The organism is Rufibacter ruber, assembly GCF_014138425.1.
In the GTDB taxonomy this organism is placed as follows: Bacteria; Bacteroidota; Bacteroidia; order Cytophagales; family Hymenobacteraceae; genus Nibribacter; species Nibribacter ruber_C.
The window spans coordinates 50,140-71,702 of the sequence record NZ_JACJIQ010000008.1; the positions used below are offsets into that span (position 1 = coordinate 50,140).

Annotated in this window: 12 protein-coding genes; 7 read left to right on the top strand and 5 right to left on the bottom strand. The window is 51.0% G+C overall.

Annotation, left to right across the window (positions count from 1 at the left end):
- Positions 1 to 453 precede the first annotated feature (453 nt).
- The 5 genes from FHS90_RS10905 to FHS90_RS10925 all read left to right on the top strand — a co-directional run bounded on the left by FHS90_RS10905 (position 454) and on the right by FHS90_RS10925 (position 11,561).
- The gene (locus FHS90_RS10905) at positions 454 to 1,077 is read left to right on the top strand and encodes a hypothetical protein (protein WP_246386905.1); all 624 of its coding nucleotides are present in this window, start codon (positions 454 to 456) and stop codon (positions 1,075 to 1,077) included.
- Positions 1,078 to 1,146: 69 nt separating this feature from the next.
- A complete protein-coding gene (gene lipA, locus FHS90_RS10910) occupies positions 1,147 to 2,031 on the top strand; it encodes a lipoyl synthase (RefSeq protein ID WP_066834162.1) in 885 nt (294 codons plus the stop codon).
- Between the two features lie 474 nt (positions 2,032 to 2,505).
- Positions 2,506 to 8,547, top strand: a complete 6,042-nt coding sequence (locus tag FHS90_RS10915) for a CLIPPER-2 domain-containing protein (protein ID WP_182513080.1) — start codon at positions 2,506 to 2,508, stop codon at positions 8,545 to 8,547.
- Between the two features lie 29 nt (positions 8,548 to 8,576).
- Complete coding sequence (locus FHS90_RS10920; protein WP_066834123.1) at positions 8,577 to 9,554, top strand: PorP/SprF family type IX secretion system membrane protein; 978 nt, start codon at positions 8,577 to 8,579, stop codon at positions 9,552 to 9,554.
- Positions 9,555 to 9,575: 21 nt separating this feature from the next.
- Positions 9,576 to 11,561: an OmpA family protein gene (locus FHS90_RS10925; RefSeq protein ID WP_182513081.1), complete on the top strand. Its 1,986-nt coding sequence runs from the start codon at positions 9,576 to 9,578 to the stop codon at positions 11,559 to 11,561.
- An 895-nt stretch (positions 11,562 to 12,456) separates the two neighbouring features.
- On the opposite strand, the gene FHS90_RS10930 is transcribed toward FHS90_RS10925, so the two are convergent.
- Entirely contained in the window at positions 12,457 to 13,083 is a 627-nt protein-coding gene (locus FHS90_RS10930; protein WP_182513082.1) for a DUF4136 domain-containing protein, read from the bottom strand.
- Between the two features lie 337 nt (positions 13,084 to 13,420).
- The gene (gene gcvP / locus FHS90_RS10935) at positions 13,421 to 16,336 is read right to left on the bottom strand and encodes an aminomethyl-transferring glycine dehydrogenase (protein WP_182513083.1); all 2,916 of its coding nucleotides are present in this window, start codon (positions 16,334 to 16,336) and stop codon (positions 13,421 to 13,423) included.
- A gap of 210 nt (positions 16,337 to 16,546) precedes the next feature.
- On the opposite strand from gcvP, the gene FHS90_RS10940 reads away from it, so the two are divergent.
- On the top strand, positions 16,547 to 17,782 hold the full coding sequence (locus FHS90_RS10940) for an NAD(P)-dependent oxidoreductase (RefSeq protein ID WP_066834314.1): 1,236 nt from the start codon (positions 16,547 to 16,549) through the stop codon (positions 17,780 to 17,782).
- Between the two features lie 335 nt (positions 17,783 to 18,117).
- On the opposite strand, the gene FHS90_RS10945 is transcribed toward FHS90_RS10940, so the two are convergent.
- Together FHS90_RS10945 and FHS90_RS10950 are read right to left on the bottom strand one after the other, a co-directional pair.
- Positions 18,118 to 18,573, bottom strand: coding sequence for a hypothetical protein (locus FHS90_RS10945; protein WP_182513084.1), 456 nt, complete (start codon positions 18,571 to 18,573; stop codon positions 18,118 to 18,120).
- A 199-nt stretch (positions 18,574 to 18,772) separates the two neighbouring features.
- The gene (locus tag FHS90_RS10950) at positions 18,773 to 19,009 is read right to left on the bottom strand and encodes a hypothetical protein (protein WP_066834309.1); all 237 of its coding nucleotides are present in this window, start codon (positions 19,007 to 19,009) and stop codon (positions 18,773 to 18,775) included.
- A gap of 437 nt (positions 19,010 to 19,446) precedes the next feature.
- Between FHS90_RS10950 and FHS90_RS10955 the strand changes: the two genes are divergently transcribed.
- Positions 19,447 to 20,319, top strand: a complete 873-nt coding sequence (locus FHS90_RS10955; protein WP_182513085.1) for a manganese catalase family protein — start codon at positions 19,447 to 19,449, stop codon at positions 20,317 to 20,319.
- 672 nt (positions 20,320 to 20,991) lie between these two features.
- Here the strand turns inward: FHS90_RS10955 and FHS90_RS10960 are convergent.
- On the bottom strand, positions 20,992 to 21,378 hold the full coding sequence (locus FHS90_RS10960) for a DUF6960 family protein (protein WP_066834305.1): 387 nt from the start codon (positions 21,376 to 21,378) through the stop codon (positions 20,992 to 20,994).
- Positions 21,379 to 21,563: the final 185 nt, after the last annotated feature.

Here is a 21,563-nt window from a genome sequence, read left to right on the forward strand (position 1 = left end):
AACAAGTTGCTATGTCGTTCTGTTTCAGTATTAAGTAGGCCTATACTTCAGTTTAATAGGGTTAAGTAGTGGTGTAGGCGTTCTTATAGCCTGATCAGAATCTTCTGGGCTGAATATTACTAGGTGCAGAGGGCACGCCACCCTGAGTCTGCAAAGTAATTGGTATGGGGTAATAAGAGGGGCGGCTTTTCTTTATAAAGAAGGGGAAAGAACCCCTAACGAGTTATTCCTGTGTCTGAAGAATATAATTTGCTGGTGCTTGTTTAGTTAACTACATTTATAGTAACCATTGTCTTGAAACCCGTGCGTCCATTTCTACTTGCCTTATTCCTGCTTTGCACCTTTCCGGTTGGTTTGGCATTTGCCCAGGCCGCTGAAGAGGATGAAAGTTATTCCAGAGAATTCACGTATGGGATCAACTTCAATTCGAACGGCGGGCTCATAGGGGGGCTCATGATCAAGCAGGTCTATCACCTGAATGGCAAGTGGTACCACTTCTGGGGATTGGAAGGGGTAGAGGTAAAACACCCCAAAGAGACCCGCTACCAAAATCCGCGCAGCGGAGGGAGCTATATAAGAGGAAAAAGTAATTATCTGTTCGTATTGCGGCCGCAGTATGGGAGAGAGTACACGTTTTTTAAAAAGGCGGCTGAATCTGGGGTGCAAGTGAATGGTATAATTGCTGCGGGTCCATCTATTGGGTTTCTAGCCCCCTATTATATTGAATTTGACTATAGTAATTATGGTAATAACTGGAACCTTCAGGGGCCTCTAGATATTAGAACTGAGCAGTTTGATCCAGATAAGCATGAAAAAAGGATTGATAACCCTGATCTTCGGACTCTTAATGGGGTTGGTGTTTTTCAGGGTCTTTCAGAACCCAATCTCAGATTTGGCGGAAACATTAAAGCAGGGGTGAGCTTTGAGTACGGCCGCTATATGGAAAGCGTGACAGGTATTGAGGTGGGCGTGCTTTATGAGGCATTTGCTGGTGATCTCACTATGATCCCTGCCGGAGAAAACCGCCGCCATTTCACTTCGTTTTACCTTACCTTATATTACGGCCACCGCCGTTGAACGATCCTGCCCGGTTAGGTGTTTTTTGGCTATCCGCTCCTCTCTTAGTACCTTTACGCCATGGATCAATTGATTGCATTGCCGGTCATTCAACCGGCTGAAGCTCAAACGAAAACTCGTAAGCCAGACTGGTTGCGCGTAAAACTGCCTGTAGGCAAGGAATACGCCAAAGTAAGACAGCTGGTGGACACCTATAAGCTGCATACCATCTGTGAAAGTGGGAACTGCCCCAATATGGGCGAGTGCTGGGGAGCCGGTACTGCCACGTTCATGATTCTTGGTAATGTATGTACCCGTTCCTGCTCTTTCTGTGCGGTGGCCACCGGAAGACCCAATGAGTATGACCTGGATGAGCCCCGCAGGGTGGCTGAAGCCATCCAACTCATGGGGGTGAAGCACGCGGTGATCACCTCTGTGAACCGTGATGAATTGAAGGACCGTGGTGCCAGTATCTGGCATGACACCATTGTCCAAATTAAAAACCTCTCCCCTGAAACCACCATTGAGACCTTGATCCCAGATGTAAAAGCCAACTGGGAGGCGCTGGAGGTCATGATTTCGGCGGGCCAGGAAGTGGTTTCCCATAATGTGGAAACCGTGAAAAGCCTTTATAGGCAGGTGCGGCCCCAAGCCAAGTATGACCGCAGCCTGGAGCAAATCAGACGCATCAAGGAGTACGGGAAGCGTACCAAGACGGGCATAATGCTAGGGCTGGGTGAGACTAAGGAAGAGGTGTATGAAGCCATGGATGACCTGGCCGCTAACGGCTTGGATATTCTCACCCTGGGGCAATACCTGCAACCCACCAAAATGCACCTGGAGGTTGCAGAATTTATTCATCCAGACTTGTTTGCCCATTACCGGGAAGAAGGACTTCGGCGAGGGCTGAAGTATGTGGAGTCTGGCCCGTTGGTGCGTTCATCTTACCACGCTGAGCGGCATGTGCATGTGTAGGTAATTAATTAGTCGTTCTATTTCAAGAGAAAAGCCCCGCAACCTTGCGGGGCTTTTCTCGTTTAAGGCATTTTTTTTAATTTTTTACAGGTAAACGTCTCATTGTTAAATAACGGGAGTAGGAGATTTAGTAGAAATGCGATAGTATTATTTATATATATGGATTTTTAAATTATTTATTTTTAAAAGTTGGGTTAGCGGTTAGATCCCTATAAAGCATGATTTAGAAGCCAGAAAGGCAGTATTTTATTTTGTTTTCAGCCTTTTAAAAGTATTTGTTGTCAGCTGAAATTCCAAGGGTGAAGATATCTGGCCATATCAATTATATATTGTTCACCTTTGTGTGTTCTGTGATATTTGTATCTTTTTTATGTACCGTAACTTTTGTGTGAAAAGGAAGTACATGGGGATGCTCATATCATAATATGACTATATAAGGGTTGGATAATTTAGTAACAATAGTTTAGTGGTCGCATGAAGAAAATTCTACACGTAATAGCAGCTCTGTTTGCTATTTTATTCTCAACAAAAGCACAAGCCCAGAGCGCCCCCGGATTAGGGGCGGCACAGGAGTTTGCGGTGTTGGGCAGTACCTCTGTCCTTAGCACTGGGAACACACTTGTGTATGCTGATCTGGGTACCTCTCCCGGAACGGCTATCGTTGGTTTTCCGCCAGGGATAGTACTGGGCGAAATCAGGCCAGGAGGTGTTGAGCCTACTGCTGCACAAGCTGATGCACGTAGAGCATACAACGCTCTCGCAGCCATGGCACCTACCCAAAACCTTACGGGCCAGCAATTGGGGAAGGGGTTCTCCCCTAGTCCGGCTGCCGTAGAGGGAACCATTTTAGGGCCGGGAGTTTACCGTTTTAACGGAGATGCCTTATTAAGAGGTCAGCTGCGTTTAGATGGGCGCGGAAACCCTAACAGTGTTTTTGTATTCCAGATAACGGGTGACTTCAGAGTTGAAGACGGCTCGGTGATGTCTGTGCAGAATGGTGCGCAGCCAAAAAACATTTTCTTTCAAATAGGTGGTAACCTGGTAGATGCCAACGGGGCGCTGGTAGGTACTGCCGCGGCCTTGAAAGGGAATATGCTGGTGCAGAATGATATAACCCTAAGCAACGGTACTACACATGAGGGACGGTTGCTTTCCTTAGGTGGCAATGTTTTGTTAAGCGATAACACCATTTTCCTCCCTACAATTGTAGAAACAGACTTAGCGATCACCAAAACGGTAGACAGAACGGTGGTGTCTGTGGGAGACACCGTTACCTATACCATTACTGTGCGTAACCAGGGGCCAGATGATGCCACCGGTGTGACCGTAACAGAGACCTTCCCCAGCCAGATTGCTTTCCTTGATTATACCGGGTTCATTGACGGAACTCCGGCAAATTTTGCATACAACCCCTCTACCGGGGTCTTTGTCATAGGTGATCTTGCCTTTGGGCAGATAGCCACAATACGGGTGAGAGCCAGAGTTTTAGCAACAGGGAATGATGTGAGAAACCGTGTGACGGTAATTGCAGACCAGCCAGACCCAGATGATGACAATGATGAAGATGAGGAACCCGTGGTAGTTACCCCGGTAGTAACTGATCTGCAGGTGGTGAAAATGGTAGACAAGACCCGGGCGAACGTGGGAGATGCACTTACCTATACCATTACCATACGGAACAACGGCCCAAATAACGCCACTGGTGTGTTTGTGCGGGATGTGCTTCCGCTGGGGCAGATTAATGTGACCGGGCAAACCGCAACAACCGGTAATTATAATGTGAGTACCGGAATCTGGACCGTTGGAAATTTGGCGGCGGGTGTTACGGCAACCCTGACTATCAACGCCACCATCACTGGAACAGGAACCATCGTAAACACGGCGGTGATCAGAGGCAATCAGTCTGACCAGCAGCCAGGCAACAACACGTCTACCGTGGTAACGGTGGTAGGGAACACCCCGGCGCCCGGACCTCTTGCTGATCTACAAGTGGTTAAAGCGGTAAACAGAACGCGCGCCAGCATAGGTGATGTCTTAACTTATACCATTACCGCCCGTAATGCCGGGCCTGACGCAGCTACTGGGGTAAAGGTAACAGATGTATTTCCGGCGGCTTTCTTAAATAACATCAGTGCATCGGTTACCGCGGGTACATATGACCAGGCTACAGGGATTTGGAACATTGGAAACTTAGCCGTAGGAAGCATAGAAACCTTAACGGTTACCGCTACTATTACCGCCAACGGCAACGTCATTAACACGGCGGTCATCAGAGGTGACCAAACAGATGAGCGCCCAGAGAATAACACTTCCACTGTGATTACCATTGTTGGGGCCGGGCCTGAAGAGCCAACGGTGTTTGCTGATGTACAAGTGGTAAAAACTGTTGATAAGACTCGGGCGAACGTAGGCGATAACTTGACCTATAGAGTAACAGCCCGAAACAATGGCCCAGCCACGGCCACTAATGTTCTGGTAACAGATGTATTCCCAATGGGCCAGGTAGATTTAGGGACTGCAACGGTGAATGTTGGTTCTTATGACCCAGCCACTGGCGTGTGGCAAATTGGTACCCTCACGGCAGGTCAGGAAGCAGTTCTAACCGTCACGGGGCCAATCAAAGCTGCCGGTACCATTGTGAATACCGCAGTCATCAGAAGCAACGAGGCAGATCCGCAGCCGCAGAACAATACTTCTACTGTAATTACAGTGGTAGGCGCTAACCCACCGGGAGCGCTTGCTGATCTGCAGGTGATCAAAACCGTAGACAAGACCCGTGCGAACGTAGGCGATGCATTGACCTACACCATTAGAGCCCGCAACAATGGACCCGCAAATGCCACGGGCGTAGTGCTGGTTGACATGCTGCCAATGGGGCAGTTGAATATCACGGCGCCGCCAGTAGTTTCAACAGGGTCTTATAATATGACTACCGGTATCTGGGCTATAGGTAACCTAGCTGCTGGCCAGGAGGTGACGTTACAGGTGACCGGTATTATCACTGCCACTGGTACCATTGTGAACACCGCCACCATTGGTGGAAATGAAGCCGATCAGCAGCCGGGCAATAACACCTCTACCGTAGTAACGGTGGTAGGCCCAGGCACCGGAACCCCAGAGAACCTGACCGATCTGCAGGTAGTGAAAACGGTAGACAAGTCAAGAGCCAGCCAGGGCCAGAGTCTGACTTATACCATCACTGCGCGTAACAATGGCCCTGCCACTGCCACCGGAGTGACTGTGACAGATGCTTTCCCAACCGGCCAGGTGACCCTTAACCCGCCTACCGTTACAGCAGGAACCTCATTTGCCAATGGGGTATGGACAATTGGAACCCTTGCTCCAGGGCAGGAAGTAGTGTTAACTGTTTCTGGTACCATTACCATTGCATCAGGCACTATTGTCAACACCGCGGTAATTAGAGGTAGTAACACCCAAACCGATGAGCGGCCAGAGAACAACACTTCTACTGTGATCACTATTGTGTCCCCAACAGGGCCTAACCCGGCAGAGTCTACAGACCTGCAGGTAGTGAAGACGGTAGATAAAACGAGGGCTACAGTAGGGCAAACGCTTACGTACACCATCACGGCTACCAACAATGGCCCTAATGCCGCCACCGGCGTGTTTGTGCTAGATGTGTTGCCAAGATTACAAGCTACTTTCCCAGCACCAACCGTATCTGCCGGTACCAGCTTCAACACCAGTACAAACATCTGGTCAATTGGGGCCCTCGGCGCAGGTCAGTCTGTCACCTTTACTGTAACTGGTACTATCACCACAGCAGGAACAATTGTGAATACGGCGGTGATCAGAGGAAACGAGGCAGACCTGCAGCCGCAGAACAACACCTCTACTGTGATTACCATAGTAGATGGTAACCCAGGAACTGGAGCATTGGCTGATCTGCAGGTAGTGAAAACGGTAGACAAGACCAGAGCCAGAATAGGTGATGCCTTAGTGTACATTATCACTGCCCGTAACAACGGACCGGCTGGTGCTACTGGTGTAGTGGTGAGAGATGTGCTGCCAACGTCACAATTGAATGTAAATGGTCAGCCATCTGTCACTAAGGGGAATTACAATGCCGCCACCGGCGTGTGGAACATTGGTACCCTGGCCGCAAATGAAGTGGTGACCATGACGGTTATCAGCACCATTGCCGCCAATGGAAGTATCGTCAATACGGCTACCATCAGTGGGAATGAGGCTGATCAGCAACCAGGCAATAACACCTCTACTGTGGTGACAGTAGTTAGCCCAACCCCAGGAGGTGTATTGACAGACCTGCAGGTGGTGAAGACGGTAGACAAGCCAACTGCTTCTATTGGTCAAACCCTGACCTATACCATTGTCGCCCGCAATGCAGGCCCGTCTAACGCTACCGGAGTAACGGTAACCGATAGACTGCCGCAGGAATTCCTGAATACCATCACCGCTTCAGGTGGTAACTATACAATTACCTCAGGAACCTTGACCTGGACCATTGGTAACCTGGCTGCTGGCCAAACGGCAACCTTAACAGTAACAGGTACTATTACTAAGAACGGAACAGTGGTGAACACCGCCGTAATCACCGGAAACGAGACAGATGAGCGGCCGGAGAACAACACCTCAACCGTGATTACCGTCGTAACGCCGGGTGGTCAGAACCCTGAAGATGCAACGGACCTGCAGGTGGTGAAGACGGTAGACAAAACGCGGGCCACGGTTGGCCAGTCCCTGACCTATACCGTAACTGTGCGTAACAACGGGCCTAACAATGCAACGGGAGTCCTGGTGGTAGACATGCTGCCAATGAGACAGGCAAATTTCCCGGCCCAACCAACAACAACGTCAGGTTCTTATAACATGGCAACCGGTGTCTGGACCATTGGGAACCTGGGTGCTAACCAGACGGCTACGTTAACGGTAACAGGAACCATTACTGCCAACGGAACCATTGTGAACACAGCAATAGTGAGCGGTAACGAGGCAGATTCAGAACCTCAGAACAACACCTCTACTGTGATCACCATTGTAGAAACCCCAACAGGCCAAGACGCTAACCTGGCCATTGACAAAACGGTGTTGAACAACGTGACCGAAGTAACCTTGGGTGGACAGATCACCTATGTGCTGAGGGCGAGCAATGCAGGACCTGGGGCGGCCACCGGTGTAATTGTAACAGATGTGATCCCAGAAGGGTTTACCTATGCAAGCCATGTTGCCCCTACCGGAACAACTGCGGTGTATAGTTCTGCCAACAAAACCCTTACCTGGACCATTGGAAACTTAGCAGTAGGCGCGCCAGCGGCAAGAGAACTGCGCATAGTAGTGACTGCCTCAAGAGTAGGGCAGTATGTGAACACCGCGGTGATTAGAGGAAATGAAACAGACCCAGATGACGATGACAACACTGATTCGGCACCGCCTGTCTGTGTTCGGCCAACGGCACCTGTTGTGAGCAATGAAGTAGTTTGTGTCAGCACTGCTGCGGTGCCTGTAGACTTTACTGTGGCGGCAATAGCCGGCGTCACCAACTACCAGGTCCTGAGCACCGGTATACCAGGTTTGAGTACTGCTCCAATTGCGGTGAACGGAACAACGTTGAGAGTAACCATTCCGGCAGGAACACAGGCCGGTACCTACACGCTCACCTTTGTAGCTCTGAACGGCAATTGCGCTACCAACTCTTCTACCGCTACCTTAACGGTAGCCGCGGCACCGGCTGCCCCAGGCATTCAAGATGAGAATAACCCGGTATGTGCAGGCACCACCTATGCCTACAGTGTAACTAGCCCAGTGGCAGGAATTACCTACACCTGGAGTGTGACAGGCACCGGCTGGAGAATAGAAGGTGCATCTACCGGTACGCAAGTGCAGATTACAGCGGGTACAGGCGCAGGCAGAATCTCTGTAACGGCCACTAACCCAACAGGACCTGCTACCTGTAACGCCACAACGTACACCACCCAGAACATTACCCCTGGGGCTACTCCGGTCACACCAGGCATTCAGGATAACAGCGGGCCATGTGCGGGATTGAATTTCGCAGTAGCAAATCCAAGTACTGATCCATTGGTGACGTATGAGTGGAGCGTAACCGGTGCCGGAATCACCTTCACCGGAGGAGGCACAACTGCCACAGGTACCTCAGTGTCCTTGACAGCTGATGCCAATGCCAAAGAAGGGAAACTTACCCTGACCGCTACCCGCGCCGGCTGTGGAAGCACTTCCTACACCCTGGATATTGACGCCAGAACGGCTAATACCACGCTGCTGATTCCTAACGTGTTTAGCCCGAACGGTGATGGGGTTAATGACACATGGGTAATTCAGAACCTGTTGAACCTGCCAGACAATGACTTGTTCATCTACAACCGCTGGGGGAACGAAGTCTACAAGACCAGAGGCTACCAAAACAACTGGACCGCAAACGGTCTTGAAGAAGCCACTTACTTCTATGTGCTGCGTGTGAGAGGCTGTAACGGCCAGGAGCAGATCTACAGAGGTTTTGTACAAGTAGTTCGCTAACCGGTGAATAAAATTAAATAGGTAAGAACATGAAAAAACTTTTAATAGTGATCGTGACTATGCTGGCCGCAGGTGGAAACCTGCTGGCCCAGCATAGGCCACAATTCTCACAATACATCTTCAACCAACTGGTCATTAACCCTGCTTATGCGGGTACCAAAGAACATGTAACGGTAAATGCTTTTCACCGGCAGCAGTGGTCTGGGGCGTTTGGCGGGCCAGAACTTGAAGGCGCTCCCAACACGCAGACCTTAAGCGTAGACGGCCTGACCCGTAACAACCGTATTGGCCTGGGTTTTCACCTCACACGTGATGAGATTGGCCTCCAGAACCGGAAGAACATCACCGTAGACGCGGCCGTAAAGTTGCCGCTAAGTGAGTCTTCTGTGATAAGTGTTGGCCTGGGCGCGGGTGTATCACATTTTGCCGTAGATGCCGGAAAGTATAGAACGGGGAACGATGAACAAGTGGACCCTGCCTTGGAGAAAGCGAATAAAGCCAGAACCTGGAGCCCTAACGTAAACATGGGGGTTTTCTTCCACACAGAGCGTTTCTATGCCGGGGTGTCGGTGACTGACCTGATTGGAATTGATGAAGACATCAACTATGATCCAGAGCGGCACTACTTCTTTACCACCGGCTACGTGGCTGATCTGGGGGAGAGCATCAAGGTAAAGCCTAGCATCATGCTGAAAGACAACTTTGACGGCCCCAGCAACGTGGACTTCAATGTGTTCTTCCTGTTCAAGGAGCGTATTTGGCTAGGTGCCAGTTACCGTACCGCTATGTACATCTTCCAGAATGATTTTGAGGGGAAAGGCCTCAGCTCAAAAGATGCTATTGTGGCTATGACGGACATCTACATCACCCCCCGCTTGAGGTTTGGCTATGCGTATGACTTTACCCTGCACAGTACCCTCAATGATTTATCCACCCATGAAATATCCCTTGGTTACAGCTTCCTCAGAAAGCAGGAGACCAAGATGCTAACCCCGCGGTATTTCTAACATCATAAATCAGAATTGACTATGCGCTATTTATACAAACCAGTGTTTACGTTTCTCTTGGCTGGCAGTCTTGCCCTGGGTGGATGCCAAACCACCCGCAAGGCAGACCGGCACTTTGAGAATTTTGATTACGCCCTGGCCATTGACGAATACCAAGAGGCTTTTGCCGGCAAAGAACCTAAACTGAAAGGAGCCCAGCGGCTGGCAGACTCTTACCGGCTAACCCGCCAAACGGTGAAGGCAGAAGAGTGGTACGCCAAGGTAGTGGCCATGCCAGAGGCTGATCCTGTCAACATCTTCTACTACGCAGAGGCACTCCGCAGCAACGGCAAGTACTTTGAGGCCAAAACACAGTACCAGAACTACGCCATGAAAGTGCCAGCCCAGGCAGCCATGGCCAATGCCAAGGCGCAAGCCTGTGATGCGGCGCTCAAATTGTTGGAAGAGCCGGCTACTGCCATAGTGGTGAATGAAACCGCCATCAACTCCGGCAACGCAGACTTCAGCCCTACGCCCTACCAGAATGGCATCATCTTCGCCTCTGACCGGGGCGGTGCAGCCAGCAGCGGGAAAGACAAAGAGGAGGGAACCTACGGCTGGACCGGCCGCCCGTTCCTGCAGATGTTCTATGCCCAGCGCAATGAAGACAGCACGTGGCAACTGCCCGTGATGGTAGATGAGTCCCTGAACAGCAAATACCATGACGGTACGGCCGCAGTAGACAGCAGCAATACCACGCTGTATTTCACCCGCACCAACATGGTGAAGGTGAAAAACAAAAACATCAACACAGACCCTACCAGCTGGGTGAAGAAGCCGTTGTCAAATGACTACGTAAACCGCCTGGAGATCTATTCTGCCCAGCAGGACAGTGGCAAATGGAGCAATGTGAAGCCCTTTGAGTACAACAAAGTAACAGAATACAGTGTGGGCCATCCGGCACTGTCGCCAGACGGGCAAGTAATGTACTTTGTGTCAGACAAGCCGGGCGGCTACGGCGAGACAGACATTTACTACACAGAGAAGCAGGCAGACGGCTCCTGGGGCCAGCCCGTGAACGCCGGGAGCACCATCAACACCGTGGGCAAAGAGATGTTCCCCGCTTTTGACCAGCAGGGCAACCTTTACTTTTCCTCAGACACCCACTCAGGGTTTGGCGGACTGGATGTGTTCAGAGCCAAGGGCAGCCGCTCTACCTGGTCTAAGCCAGAGAACCTGCGGGCACCGGTCAACTCACCCAAAGATGATTTCGGGCTGGCTTTCATGCCAAACCAGAAGAACGAACTGGTGGGGTACATGTCTTCCAACCGTGACAGCAACAACGGCACAGATGACATCTACAGCTTCAAACTGCTGAGCAACGCGGTGCTGCTGGTAACCACGCTGGAGCGCATACAGATGCCAAGCAAGAAAAGCACCACGCAGCCATTGCCAGATGTACGGTTAAAGCTGGCTATTCAAGGCACCACAGATTCTACCATTGCGTTCTCAGACCGTAACGGAGAGTACCTCTACGGCGTCATGAAAGGCAATATCTATGAGCTGATGGGGGAGAAGTTTGGCTACCTGAGCCAGTCTGCCACGGTCAACATAGACACCACCAGCCTGTCAGATACCACCCGCGTAACGCTGATCTTTGACAAGAGCACCGTGAACCAGAGCATTGTCATTGAGAACATCTACTATGATCTGGACAAGTGGAACATCAGACCAGACGCCGCCGCTGAATTGAACAAGCTGGTGCGTACCCTCAAAGACAACCCAAGCATTAAGATTGAACTGGGGGCCCACACAGACAGCCGCGAAGGCCAGGGCTACAACCAGCTGCTCTCTGAGCGCCGGGCCCAGTCAGCGGTAGAGTACCTGGTGTCACAGGGCATTGCCCGCAACAGGCTTACCTGGCGCGGGTACGGGGAGACCCGCCTCGTAAACAAATGTGCTGACGGGGTAGAATGTCCGGAAGACATGCACCAGATGAACCGCCGCACCGAGTTCAAGATCAAGTAACCGCCTGCTTCAAAACAGAAAAGCCGTCCCTGGGTATAGGGGCGGCTTTTCTGTTTTGGGGCTGTTTTTCAGAAAACAGCCCCAAAACAGAAGCCTCAACTTTTGAAGCTGCTAGAAGGCATCCTGATTCTTTCATTGGCTTGCCAATAGTCTACCCATTCCTAATTCATAATTATAAGTTGGGCGTGCCCCTGCGGGTCCGGCTATCCGCTGCAAGTCCTCGGGCTCGTGCCTCACCCTGTGGGCTTTCCGCTGCTATCCCTCACGCGGTTATACCGGTAATAGATTCCTTCGCCACCGTAAATCAAATGTATTACTAGAATTACAAAGCTAAGGTCTGCTGGTGCAACAACGCTGTTCCCTTTCGCAAGGGGGAGAAGGCTAGGAAGAGGGCATGGCGCAATAGAAGCAGCGGAAAGCCCAGGAGAAAGCGCTTGCCCAAAAGCCTCGTAGCGTCTGGAAGCGGCCTGTGAATGTTAAATGCCGGTAGCCACCGCTGCCCCTCAGAGGGAACTGTGCTGTTGCGTTTTTGACCTGTTTTTCTAAAAACAAGCCGAAAACAGGAATTCTGACTTGAGAAGCAATGCCCTGCTGCAGAGATTCCAAACCCTTGCCCTACAGTGGCAGATGTTTAAAAGCCGCAGAGCAAAGACAAAAAAAAAATCCCCAAGCTGTGCTTGGGGATTTTCATCAGTTCTATAAGGAAGCTGTTTAGCGCTTTTCCCTTTTTCTATGGTAATGGTATCGTGACTGGCTTTGGGATGGCGCAAGCGTGAGCTTGTGCCTGCGTTTTAAGGCTACTTTCCCAAAAACAGCCCGGAAACAGAATAGCCTATAGGCACAAGCGAAGGCTTGCGCCTCAACTTGACATAAAAGCTCTAAACAGCTTCATGGGTTAACGTTTAGCCGTGGCCCTTGAGCTTTCCGCTTGCGGCGGATACTTTGCTAAGATTTGGGTTACAATTTCCTGTACCTTCTCCTGGGTCAGGGATTTCTCGTTTCCGGTAGTCTCACCGGTGCCACGCCACACCAGTTCATTGGTTTTGGCGTCTACAATGTCCAGGATGATAGTGCCGGCCTGATAGTCCTGTACCGTGGTGTTGTTGTACAGGCGGTTATAGGTGTAGGCGTAGCGGTAGCCGTACCAGTAACCGTAGCCAATCATGGGTACACTTACATAATCTGGCCGCACGCGCTGCACATTTTCAATAGACACATCATAGGCCAGGAGCATATCTGCGTTGGCTTTGCTGGTGGCTTTAGTGAAACCACGGCGGGCCATCTCCGTTTCTACAGCGGTTTTAATGCGCTTGTCCAGAAACGTGCTGTACCTACGGCTGGAGTCGCTCTTGGCAATAGGTTGTTCCTGGTACCAGTTCCAGGTCTTGTACTGCTGGAAATTAGTGGCTTGGTCGTAATCACTGCTGACGTTGAAACTCGGGGCGCAGCCCGTAAAGCCCAATACCAACAGCACTAGTATCATCCCAAACACAGACTTTAAGGTTCTGCTTGCTCTTTTCATGGATTTATACTGTTTTACAATTAAGTTTAAGTGATAGATAACCTCCGTCTAAATATAGTATTTCGCAATATTTTAAGATTGGAAGCACTGTCTTTTATACGTGAGTTTATCTGTTATGTGCAATTGTAGCGCAAATATTGTGCCTGCCTTCTCTGTAGCGGGGTAAGATTTTCCAGTTATTTCTGAAGCAGTTGTAAATAAATTGAGCCAACAGGGGCTGAGTAAAAGCGGGGAGGCGGTGGTTTCTGTTTTCGGGCTGTTTTGGCCAAAACAGCCCGAAAACAGAAACGCCTGAGCAACTGCCCAGGCGTTTCTTATAGCTGAAAAAGGGATAGGCTTATACGGCCTTCATCTCCTGCCCCTGCTCGTTGTACGCTTCTACCGGGGCGCAGCTGCAGATCAGGTTTCTATCGCCGTAGGCGCTGTCTATGCGGCTCACGGTTGGCCAGAACTTGGCGGTGCGGGTGTAGGGTACCGGGTACACGGCTTTCTCACGGCTGTACGGCATGGTCCAGTTCTCAGCCAGGGCAATGTGGGCCGGGTGCGGTGCGTTTTTCAGCACGTTGTTTTTCTGGTCGGCCTGGCCGTCTTCCACTTCCTTGATCTCGGCTCTAATGGAGATCATGGCTTCGCAGAAACGGTCCAGCTCTTCTTTGCTTTCGCTCTCGGTAGGCTCTACCATCAAGGTGCCCGCTACCGGGAAAGAAACCGTAGGCGCATGGAAACCATAGTCCATCAAACGCTTCGCGATGTCTTCCACCTCCACGCCTACTTTCTTGAAGGCGCGGCAGTCCAGAATCATCTCGTGGGCGCAGCGGCCGTTGGTACCCACATACAGCACCGGATAATGCGGCTCCAGACGGGCTTTGATGTAGTTGGCGTTCAGAATGGCAATCTTGGTGGCCTCAGTCAAGCCTTCGCCGCCCATCATGGAGATGTACGCGTACGAGATAGGAAGAATGCTGGCGCTGCCCCAAGGTGCGGCAGAAACGGCGTTGATGGCTTCTTTACGGCCTAAATCTACTACCGCGTGCCCTGGCAGATACGGTGCTAAATCAGCTACTACGCCAATAGGGCCTACACCCGGCCCCCCGCCGCCATGCGGAATGCAGAAGGTTTTGTGCAGGTTCAGGTGACACACGTCTGCGCCAATGTTACCCGGTGAGGTCAAACCAACCTGGGCGTTCATGTTGGCGCCGTCCATGTACACGCGGCCGCCGTATTGGTGAATGATTTCGCAGATTTCTAAGATGCTCTCCTCGTACACGCCGTGGGTAGACGGGTAGGTCACCATGAGGCAAGACAGGTCATCTTTGTGCTGCTCGGCTTTGGCTTTGAGGTCGGCTACGTCAATGTTTCCGCGCTCATCACACTTCACAATCACCACTTTCATACCAGCCATGACCGCAGAAGCTGGGTTGGTGCCGTGCGCCGAAGACGGAATCAACGAAATGTTGCGGTGGTGGTCACCACGCGCTTCATGATAGGCTCTGATCACCATTAAACCAGCATATTCGCCTTGGGCACCGGAGTTAGGCTGCAGCGAAACGGCGGCAAAACCGGTTACTTCACAAAGCCAGGCCTCCAGGTCTGAGAAGATTTGCGCGTAGCCTTTGGCTTGGTCAGCAGGGGCGAAGGGATGCAACGAACCAATCTCGGGCCAGGTCACCGGAATCATCTCAGCGGTGGCGTTCAGTTTCATGGTGCAGGAACCCAACGGGATCATGCCGTGCGTGAGCGAGAAATCTTTGTTCTCCAGGTACTTCATGTAGCGCAGAATCTCGCTCTCAGAGTGGTACTTGTTGAAGACTTCGTGCTGCAGGTACTCAGAGGTTCTAATCAAAGACTCTGGCCAGGTAATCTCAGTCTCCTCCGGAATAGCATCCAGTTCCAGCGTGGCATCGGGCTTGCCCGCCACTTTGGCGAACACGGCCAGAATGGCTTTCACATCTTCCAGATCAGTGTTCTGGTTCAGGGAGATGCCCACGTTGTTGTCCCCGAAGTAACGGAAGTTGATTTCTGCCGCCTCAGCTTCCTGACGGATGGCGTTGCGCAATTCTACGCTTTCTACGCGCAGTTGCAGCGTGTCAAAATAGTTCTCGTTCAGTTGCTCAAAGCCCAGACGCTCCAGCCCTTTGGCTAGAATCTGAGTTAAGCTGTGAATGTTCAAGCCAATGTATTTCAACCGGCGCGGACCGTGGTACACCGCGTACATTCCCGCCATCACCGCCAGCAGCACCTGGGCCGTACAGATGTTGGAAGTAGCTTTTTCGCGGCGTATGTGCTGCTCACGGGTCTGGAGCGCCATGCGGTACGCTTTGTTGCCAAACGCGTCTACTGAAATACCAATGATCCGGCCCGGGATAGAGCGCTTATAGTCATCTTTAGTGGCGAAGAAACCGGCGTGCGGCCCGCCGTAGCCCATGGGTACGCCAAAACGCTGCGAAGAACCCACCACCACATCGGCACCCATTTCACCGGGGGCTTTCAGTAACGTTAAGCTCAGTAAATCAGCGGCCACGGCTACCAGCATGTCCTGGGCGTGCGCCTGCGCGATGAAATCAGTGTAGTCAAACACTTCGCCGTCGGCGGCTGGGTATTGCACCAGGGCCCCAAACAGAGTGTCGTCGTTCAGGTTGGTTTCGCGGTGGTCGCCAATCACCAGTTCAATGTCTAGCGGCGTAGCGCGGGTGAGCAGCACGTCAAGGGTCTGTGGCAGCACCTGGTTAGACACAAAGAAGCGGTTGGCGTTCTTGCGGGAGCCTTTGCGCAGCGCGTGCAGCATGTTCATGGCTTCGGCGGCAGCCGTAGCCTCATCTAAAAGAGACGCGTTGGCAATGGCCATACCCGTCAGGTCAATCACCAGCGTCTGGTAGTTGATCAACGCCTCCAGACGGCCTTGGGCAATCTCGGCCTGGTAGGGCGTATAGGCGGTGTACCAGCCCGGGTTTTCCAGAATATTTCGCTGAATCACCGGCGGCAGAATGGTGTCATGGTAGCCCAGCCCAATGTACGACTTGTACAGCTTGTTCTGCTTGGCTATCTGGGCAAACTTCCGGAGGAAATCACGCTCGGTTAACGGCTGGGGCAGGTTCAGGGGCTGCTTGAGCCGGATGGCCGCCGGCACGGTCTCATCTATGAGCTGGTCCAGAGAGGTGGCCCCAATGGTTTGTAACATCTCCTGCATCTGCTCTTTCACAGGGCCGTTGTGGCGTTCCTTGAAAATATCGGCAGGTTTGGTTTTGAATAGCATGGAAATATGTATTAGCGTGGTGTAGGTGTTCGGTTATAACAAGAGAAACAAGCGTTTGTCTTACCTTATTACACAAAAGTACAGGTTAAAATTCACTATATATAACCTAAGCTTTTAAATTGCAGGCGGGGTAGTTGCCGCCTGGCCGTTTTGGAGCTATTTTTCTGAAAACAGGCTGAAAACACCACTTTACCACAGAATAAGTTTCACATGGACAGATTGAAAATTGGCGTGCTGCGCGAAGGGAAAGTGCCGGTTGATAAACGCGTGCCCCTCTCCCCCAAGAAATGCCTGGAGGTGCTGCAGGCCTTCCCGCAAGTGCAGCTGGTGGTACAGCCCAGCCCGTTCCGGTGCTTTTCAGACCAGGAATACACAGATCTGGGCATTCCGCTCAAAGAGGACCTGGGCCGGTGTGACGTGCTCATGGGCGTGAAAGAGGTGCCCATTGACCAGCTGATCCCTAATAAGACGTATTTTTTCTTCTCACACACCATTAAGAAACAGGCGCACAACCAGAAGCTGCTGCAGGCCATTCTGGAGAAGAAGATTACGTTGATTGACTATGAAACCATCACCAATGAGAAGGGGGAGCGGGTGGTGGCCTTCGGCCGATGGGCCGGGATTGTGGGCGCCTACAACGGGCTCCTGACCTATGGCCGCAAATGGAACCTGTTCCACCTCAAGCCCGCCCACCAGTGCCTGGACATGGAAGACATGCAGGAGGAGTTTTTCAAGGTGAAGTTTCTGCCCAACATCAAGATTGCCGTGACCGGCGGCGGTAGGGTGGCCGAGGGGGCGGTAGAGGTGCTCAACCGCATGGGCATTAGGCGGGTGAGCGTGTTTGACTACCTGTACAAAGAGTTTGGCGAGCCGGTGTATACGCAGCTGCGGTCCTCAGACTACCACGTGCGGCCAGATGTGGCCGTGTGGGACTCGCAGGACTTTTACCAGAACCCGCACCTCTACCAGTCTACCTTCAGGAAATTTGCCAAAGCCACTGACCTGCTCATGGCCTGCGCCTACTGGAACCCCGGTGCCCCCGTGCTGTTCACAGAGGAGGACATGCGCGAACCCGATTTCAAAATCAACACCATTGCTGACATTACCTGTGATGTAGACGGCTCTATTCCCTGCACCAAACGGGTGTCTACCATTGCTGACCCTGCCTTTGACTACAACCCGTGGTCAGAGAAGCTGGAGCCGGCTTACAGCTCCAAAAAGAACCTTACCGTTATGGCGGTAGACAACCTGCCGTGTGAGCTGCCCCGTAACGCCTCCCGTGATTTTGGCCGACAATTGATTGACCAGGTGATCCCGCACCTGCTGAACGGTGACAAAGAAGGGGTTTTAAAAAGAGCCACCATCACCCAAGACGGGGAGCTGTGTGAGCGGTACCGGTATCTGGAAGACTACGCCCGCGGCGAAAAAAAACCGGTAAAAGGTTAAGCCCTCTAAGAGCTTGTTTTAAATTTTGATTTTGCAAGCGAAAAAGGCGAAGCCAGGTTCTTTTGATACCCGTTTGCAGCGCAAAAGACTAAACAATCTCTAAAACTGCTGTTGTAATAACCTGTTTTAGGTGCGCTCTGTCAGGGAAAGGTGCCGCAGAGGCAGGTCCCGGGTTTGGTGACAGTCACGTAAAGGCAGGCGGGTAAGCGGGTTGGGCTGTGTCACATGGGCCACAAAGGGCAAGTCAGGGACACCTCTGGCCTTTGTCACTCTGAGTTGTGTGTTTCTGTTTTTGGCCTGTTTTTCAGAAAACAGGCCAAAAACAGAAACAGAGGTTAACCAGAAGATTTCTCCACCGGCATTTCTGTTGTGACATTTATGGTGGAGGCTTCTTCCTGTTTGAACCACTCCAGCGCTACAGAGACTTCATCAAAATACTGGACTTCAAAGCTGAGGGACAGATACGGGGCATAAACCATATTGCGCAGGGTAAGGTGGTCCAGGCCGCCCTGGGCTTCTATGATGGCTACCTTCTGGAGAGAGGTGGTGAACAGCTGTGGCAGCATCTCTTCTGCCAGCCAGTCATGGTCATCTGGTGTAAGGGGCGCTAAGATTTTCTTGTTGTAGACAACATAGTTGATGCCATAGGCCTTGATCAGTTCAAGCCCTCGCAGCATGAGGTTGCGGTAGGTGGCGCTGGAGACAAAGCCTTCGCATTCCACCTGTAATGCTTTGGCATCAGGATACAGGGAGATACGGGTAAACGGGGATAACTGGTACTGCTGTTCCACAGATCAGGCTTCTACTACTTACTGCATTAAAGGGGGGAGGAGGGGAGCACAAAGATACGTTATTTTCTATTGTTTGGTATTATGCCAAAAAAAATTTGAATTATTTGCCTAGGTGTAGGCAAAAAGAAAGGGCCAAGATGCTGACATCCATGGCCCTTTTATTCAAAGACTTTTTTGTTCCTGTAAAAAGAACTGCCTTCTATTGCTTCTCTATCTTATCAGCAACCCCATCTTTTACGGGTTCATCACGCACTTCAATAGAGTCTAAAGAAATAGAATCAGCTTCGGCTTTTACCTCATCAAAGGCATTCTCTGCATCATTTGCTACCTCATCTGCTGTGTTTTCAACGTTTTGAGCGGTCTTAGATTCACAAGAGGCAAACCCGAAAGTCAGCGCCAATAAGGCCGCCGCCGCTACATGTGTTACTTTTTTCATAGTCTTACTGGTTGGTGGTCATAGGTGAAGTATACGGCAGAGAAACCGGAAAGATTAAAGTATTTCTATATCATGAGGAGACAGTAAAGTTTCTGCCATCACCAGCGAGACCGGGAGAAAGAGAAAGCCTCTGAGAAAATGTTTTGAATCTTCCAGCGACTTTCATTGGGTTGTCCCTATTCCTATGCCTGGGCAAAGGTTATCACGAATAAGGGTATCGTATAAATACTGTTTCTGCTTCACTTCTAAATATCTATTATAGATTTTCTCTATAAGTATTTCCTGTTAACTATTTGGACTTCAGTAATATGTAATAATTTATATAATTGACTATAGGGATATAATTTGTGTTTAACAGAAAAAAAACATAAATATTTTTAACTGATAAGGCCGTATAGAATTGGGTTGACCACATGTTAAACCATAAAAATAAAACTATGTTCTATCACGATCGGAGATTACAGTACAAAGTGCGGGTAGATAAACCAAACCCGGCCTTTGCCAAAATGTTACAACAAGCTATTGGCGGTATTGAGGGGGAGATACGGGTTTGCTTACAGTACCTGTTCCAGGCCTGGGGAAGCAGAGGCCCTGTCAAATATAAAAACATGCTGTTAGAAACCGGTACGGAGGAAATAGGTCACATTGAGATGCTTGCCACCGCGGTAGCCCTCAACCTGGAAGGCGCTACTAACTCCCTGAAAGATGAAATAGTAGGTTCTAACCCAGTGGTAGGTGCCGTGATGGGAGGCATGGACCCGCGCCACTTCCTGTCATCAGGGCTGGCCGCCATGGCAACAGACTCAAACGGGGTTCCGTTCAACGGTTCCTGGGTAGTGGGCAGCGGTAACATTGCCGCAGACATGCACGCCAACGTGATGGCTGAGTCTACCGGCCGGGTACTGGCTACCCGCCTGTGGGAAGCCACAGATGACCATGGCATGAAAGACATGCTGGCGTTCCTGATTGCCCGTGACACCATGCACCAGAACCAGTGGCTGGCTGTGCTGGAAGAACTGGGCGGTGCAACCAATAACCACCCCATCCCTAATAGCTTCCCGCAAGCTGAAGAGAACCAGCAGTTCAACTACTCGTTTGTGACCACCAACATCTTCAAAGACCAGGAAGCCTATGGCCGCTGGGCAGAAGGGCCGTCAATAGACGGAAAAGGAACCTTCTCTATGGTGCCTGGAGAACCAATGGGGGATATTCCAATCTTGCCGCCACCTGCCCCGGAAGGCCACGCCCAGACTGAGCAGATGACCGGTGCCGCCGGTGGCCTGATGGATAAAATTAAGAATGCTCTTTAGTTGTGTTTGTAAATGCCCGGCCACCTGGTCGGGCATTTATTTTTAGAGCATATTGGCTGCTGTCTTTAGCGCTGCACACAATATAAAAGAACCTTTGCCATTCCCTTACACAGTAGCACTGCTTGGCTCCTCAAAAAAAGCCTCGCCAGATCCTTTCGCTCCCATTTCCCGCCTGCCAACCAAGGTACGTAGAAGCACTACTACCTGAACAGGCTTTATCGGCAAAGCCGAAAGAGGGGGTGGAGATTCATCTCTTTGAGCATATTGAAGGACAGAGCTGTGTAGAGATTTGTGTTTGATACAAGGTGTAGGTAGCCGCTAGAGTCTGGAGGTGGACCAGCTCCCTGTTTCTGGGCTGTTTTCTGAAAAACAGCCCAGAAACGGCAACACAGGAGCCGCTTGTGCTTTATAAAACCTTCCTGATACAGAAAGGGAAAACGCTGAACAGGTTCACTGTTTGGGTTTGTCAGCAAAGAGAGTCAGCGCAAGGTGCTTCTATAGCCGTGTCAGAGCCCCATAGCCCCGCACCGGAGGCGGGAAAAGCGGGAAGGCTGGTTTTGGCTATGGCCGGTTGTGGAGCACAAACGGCAAATTTTACAGCTGCTTACCCTGTTTATGGCCTGTTTTTCTGAAAACAGGCCCAAACTGGTCATGGCGGTGATGATTCATTTGCTACGCTGGCCTTAGCTGCTCTTGCCGGTAAACCCCCTCCAGGCGCTGTTTGCCAATCCGCAATCCAAAATAAGGTGCATCTTCTGACGTATTCCAGAAAATGTCCATGATTTCGGCCACGGGGCCAGCGGCCTGGTGAGCCGGTTTAACCCACTCGCCAAAGGTAAAGGGCAACGCTTTGACAGGGGAGAAGAGGTCTGGGCGTACTTTAAACTCCTCATCTGCGTAGCGCAGCTGGAGCCAGCCGTTTATCTCCCCAATTTTCTCAAACACTTTGTTATGGGGTTCCAGCCACTCAAACTCACGGCGGTTGGCAGGGTGTATAGTTGCGTAGCCATACCCCGGAAACCAAGGGTACAGGCCAAATTCTAGACTTTTTTTAGGCATTGGTAAAGCAAAGGCTTGTTGTTGTCAAACGGTACTTCTCTCTTAGAGCTTGTTTATATTTCTCTTATGCACTGCAAACGGGCCTCTAAAGAACCTGGCATTGCGCTGCCATGCTGTTCTAAAGACGGGATAGAAGAACCTTTTGCTCCCCCTTTTCGCCTGCAAAATCAAAATGTAATCAAGCT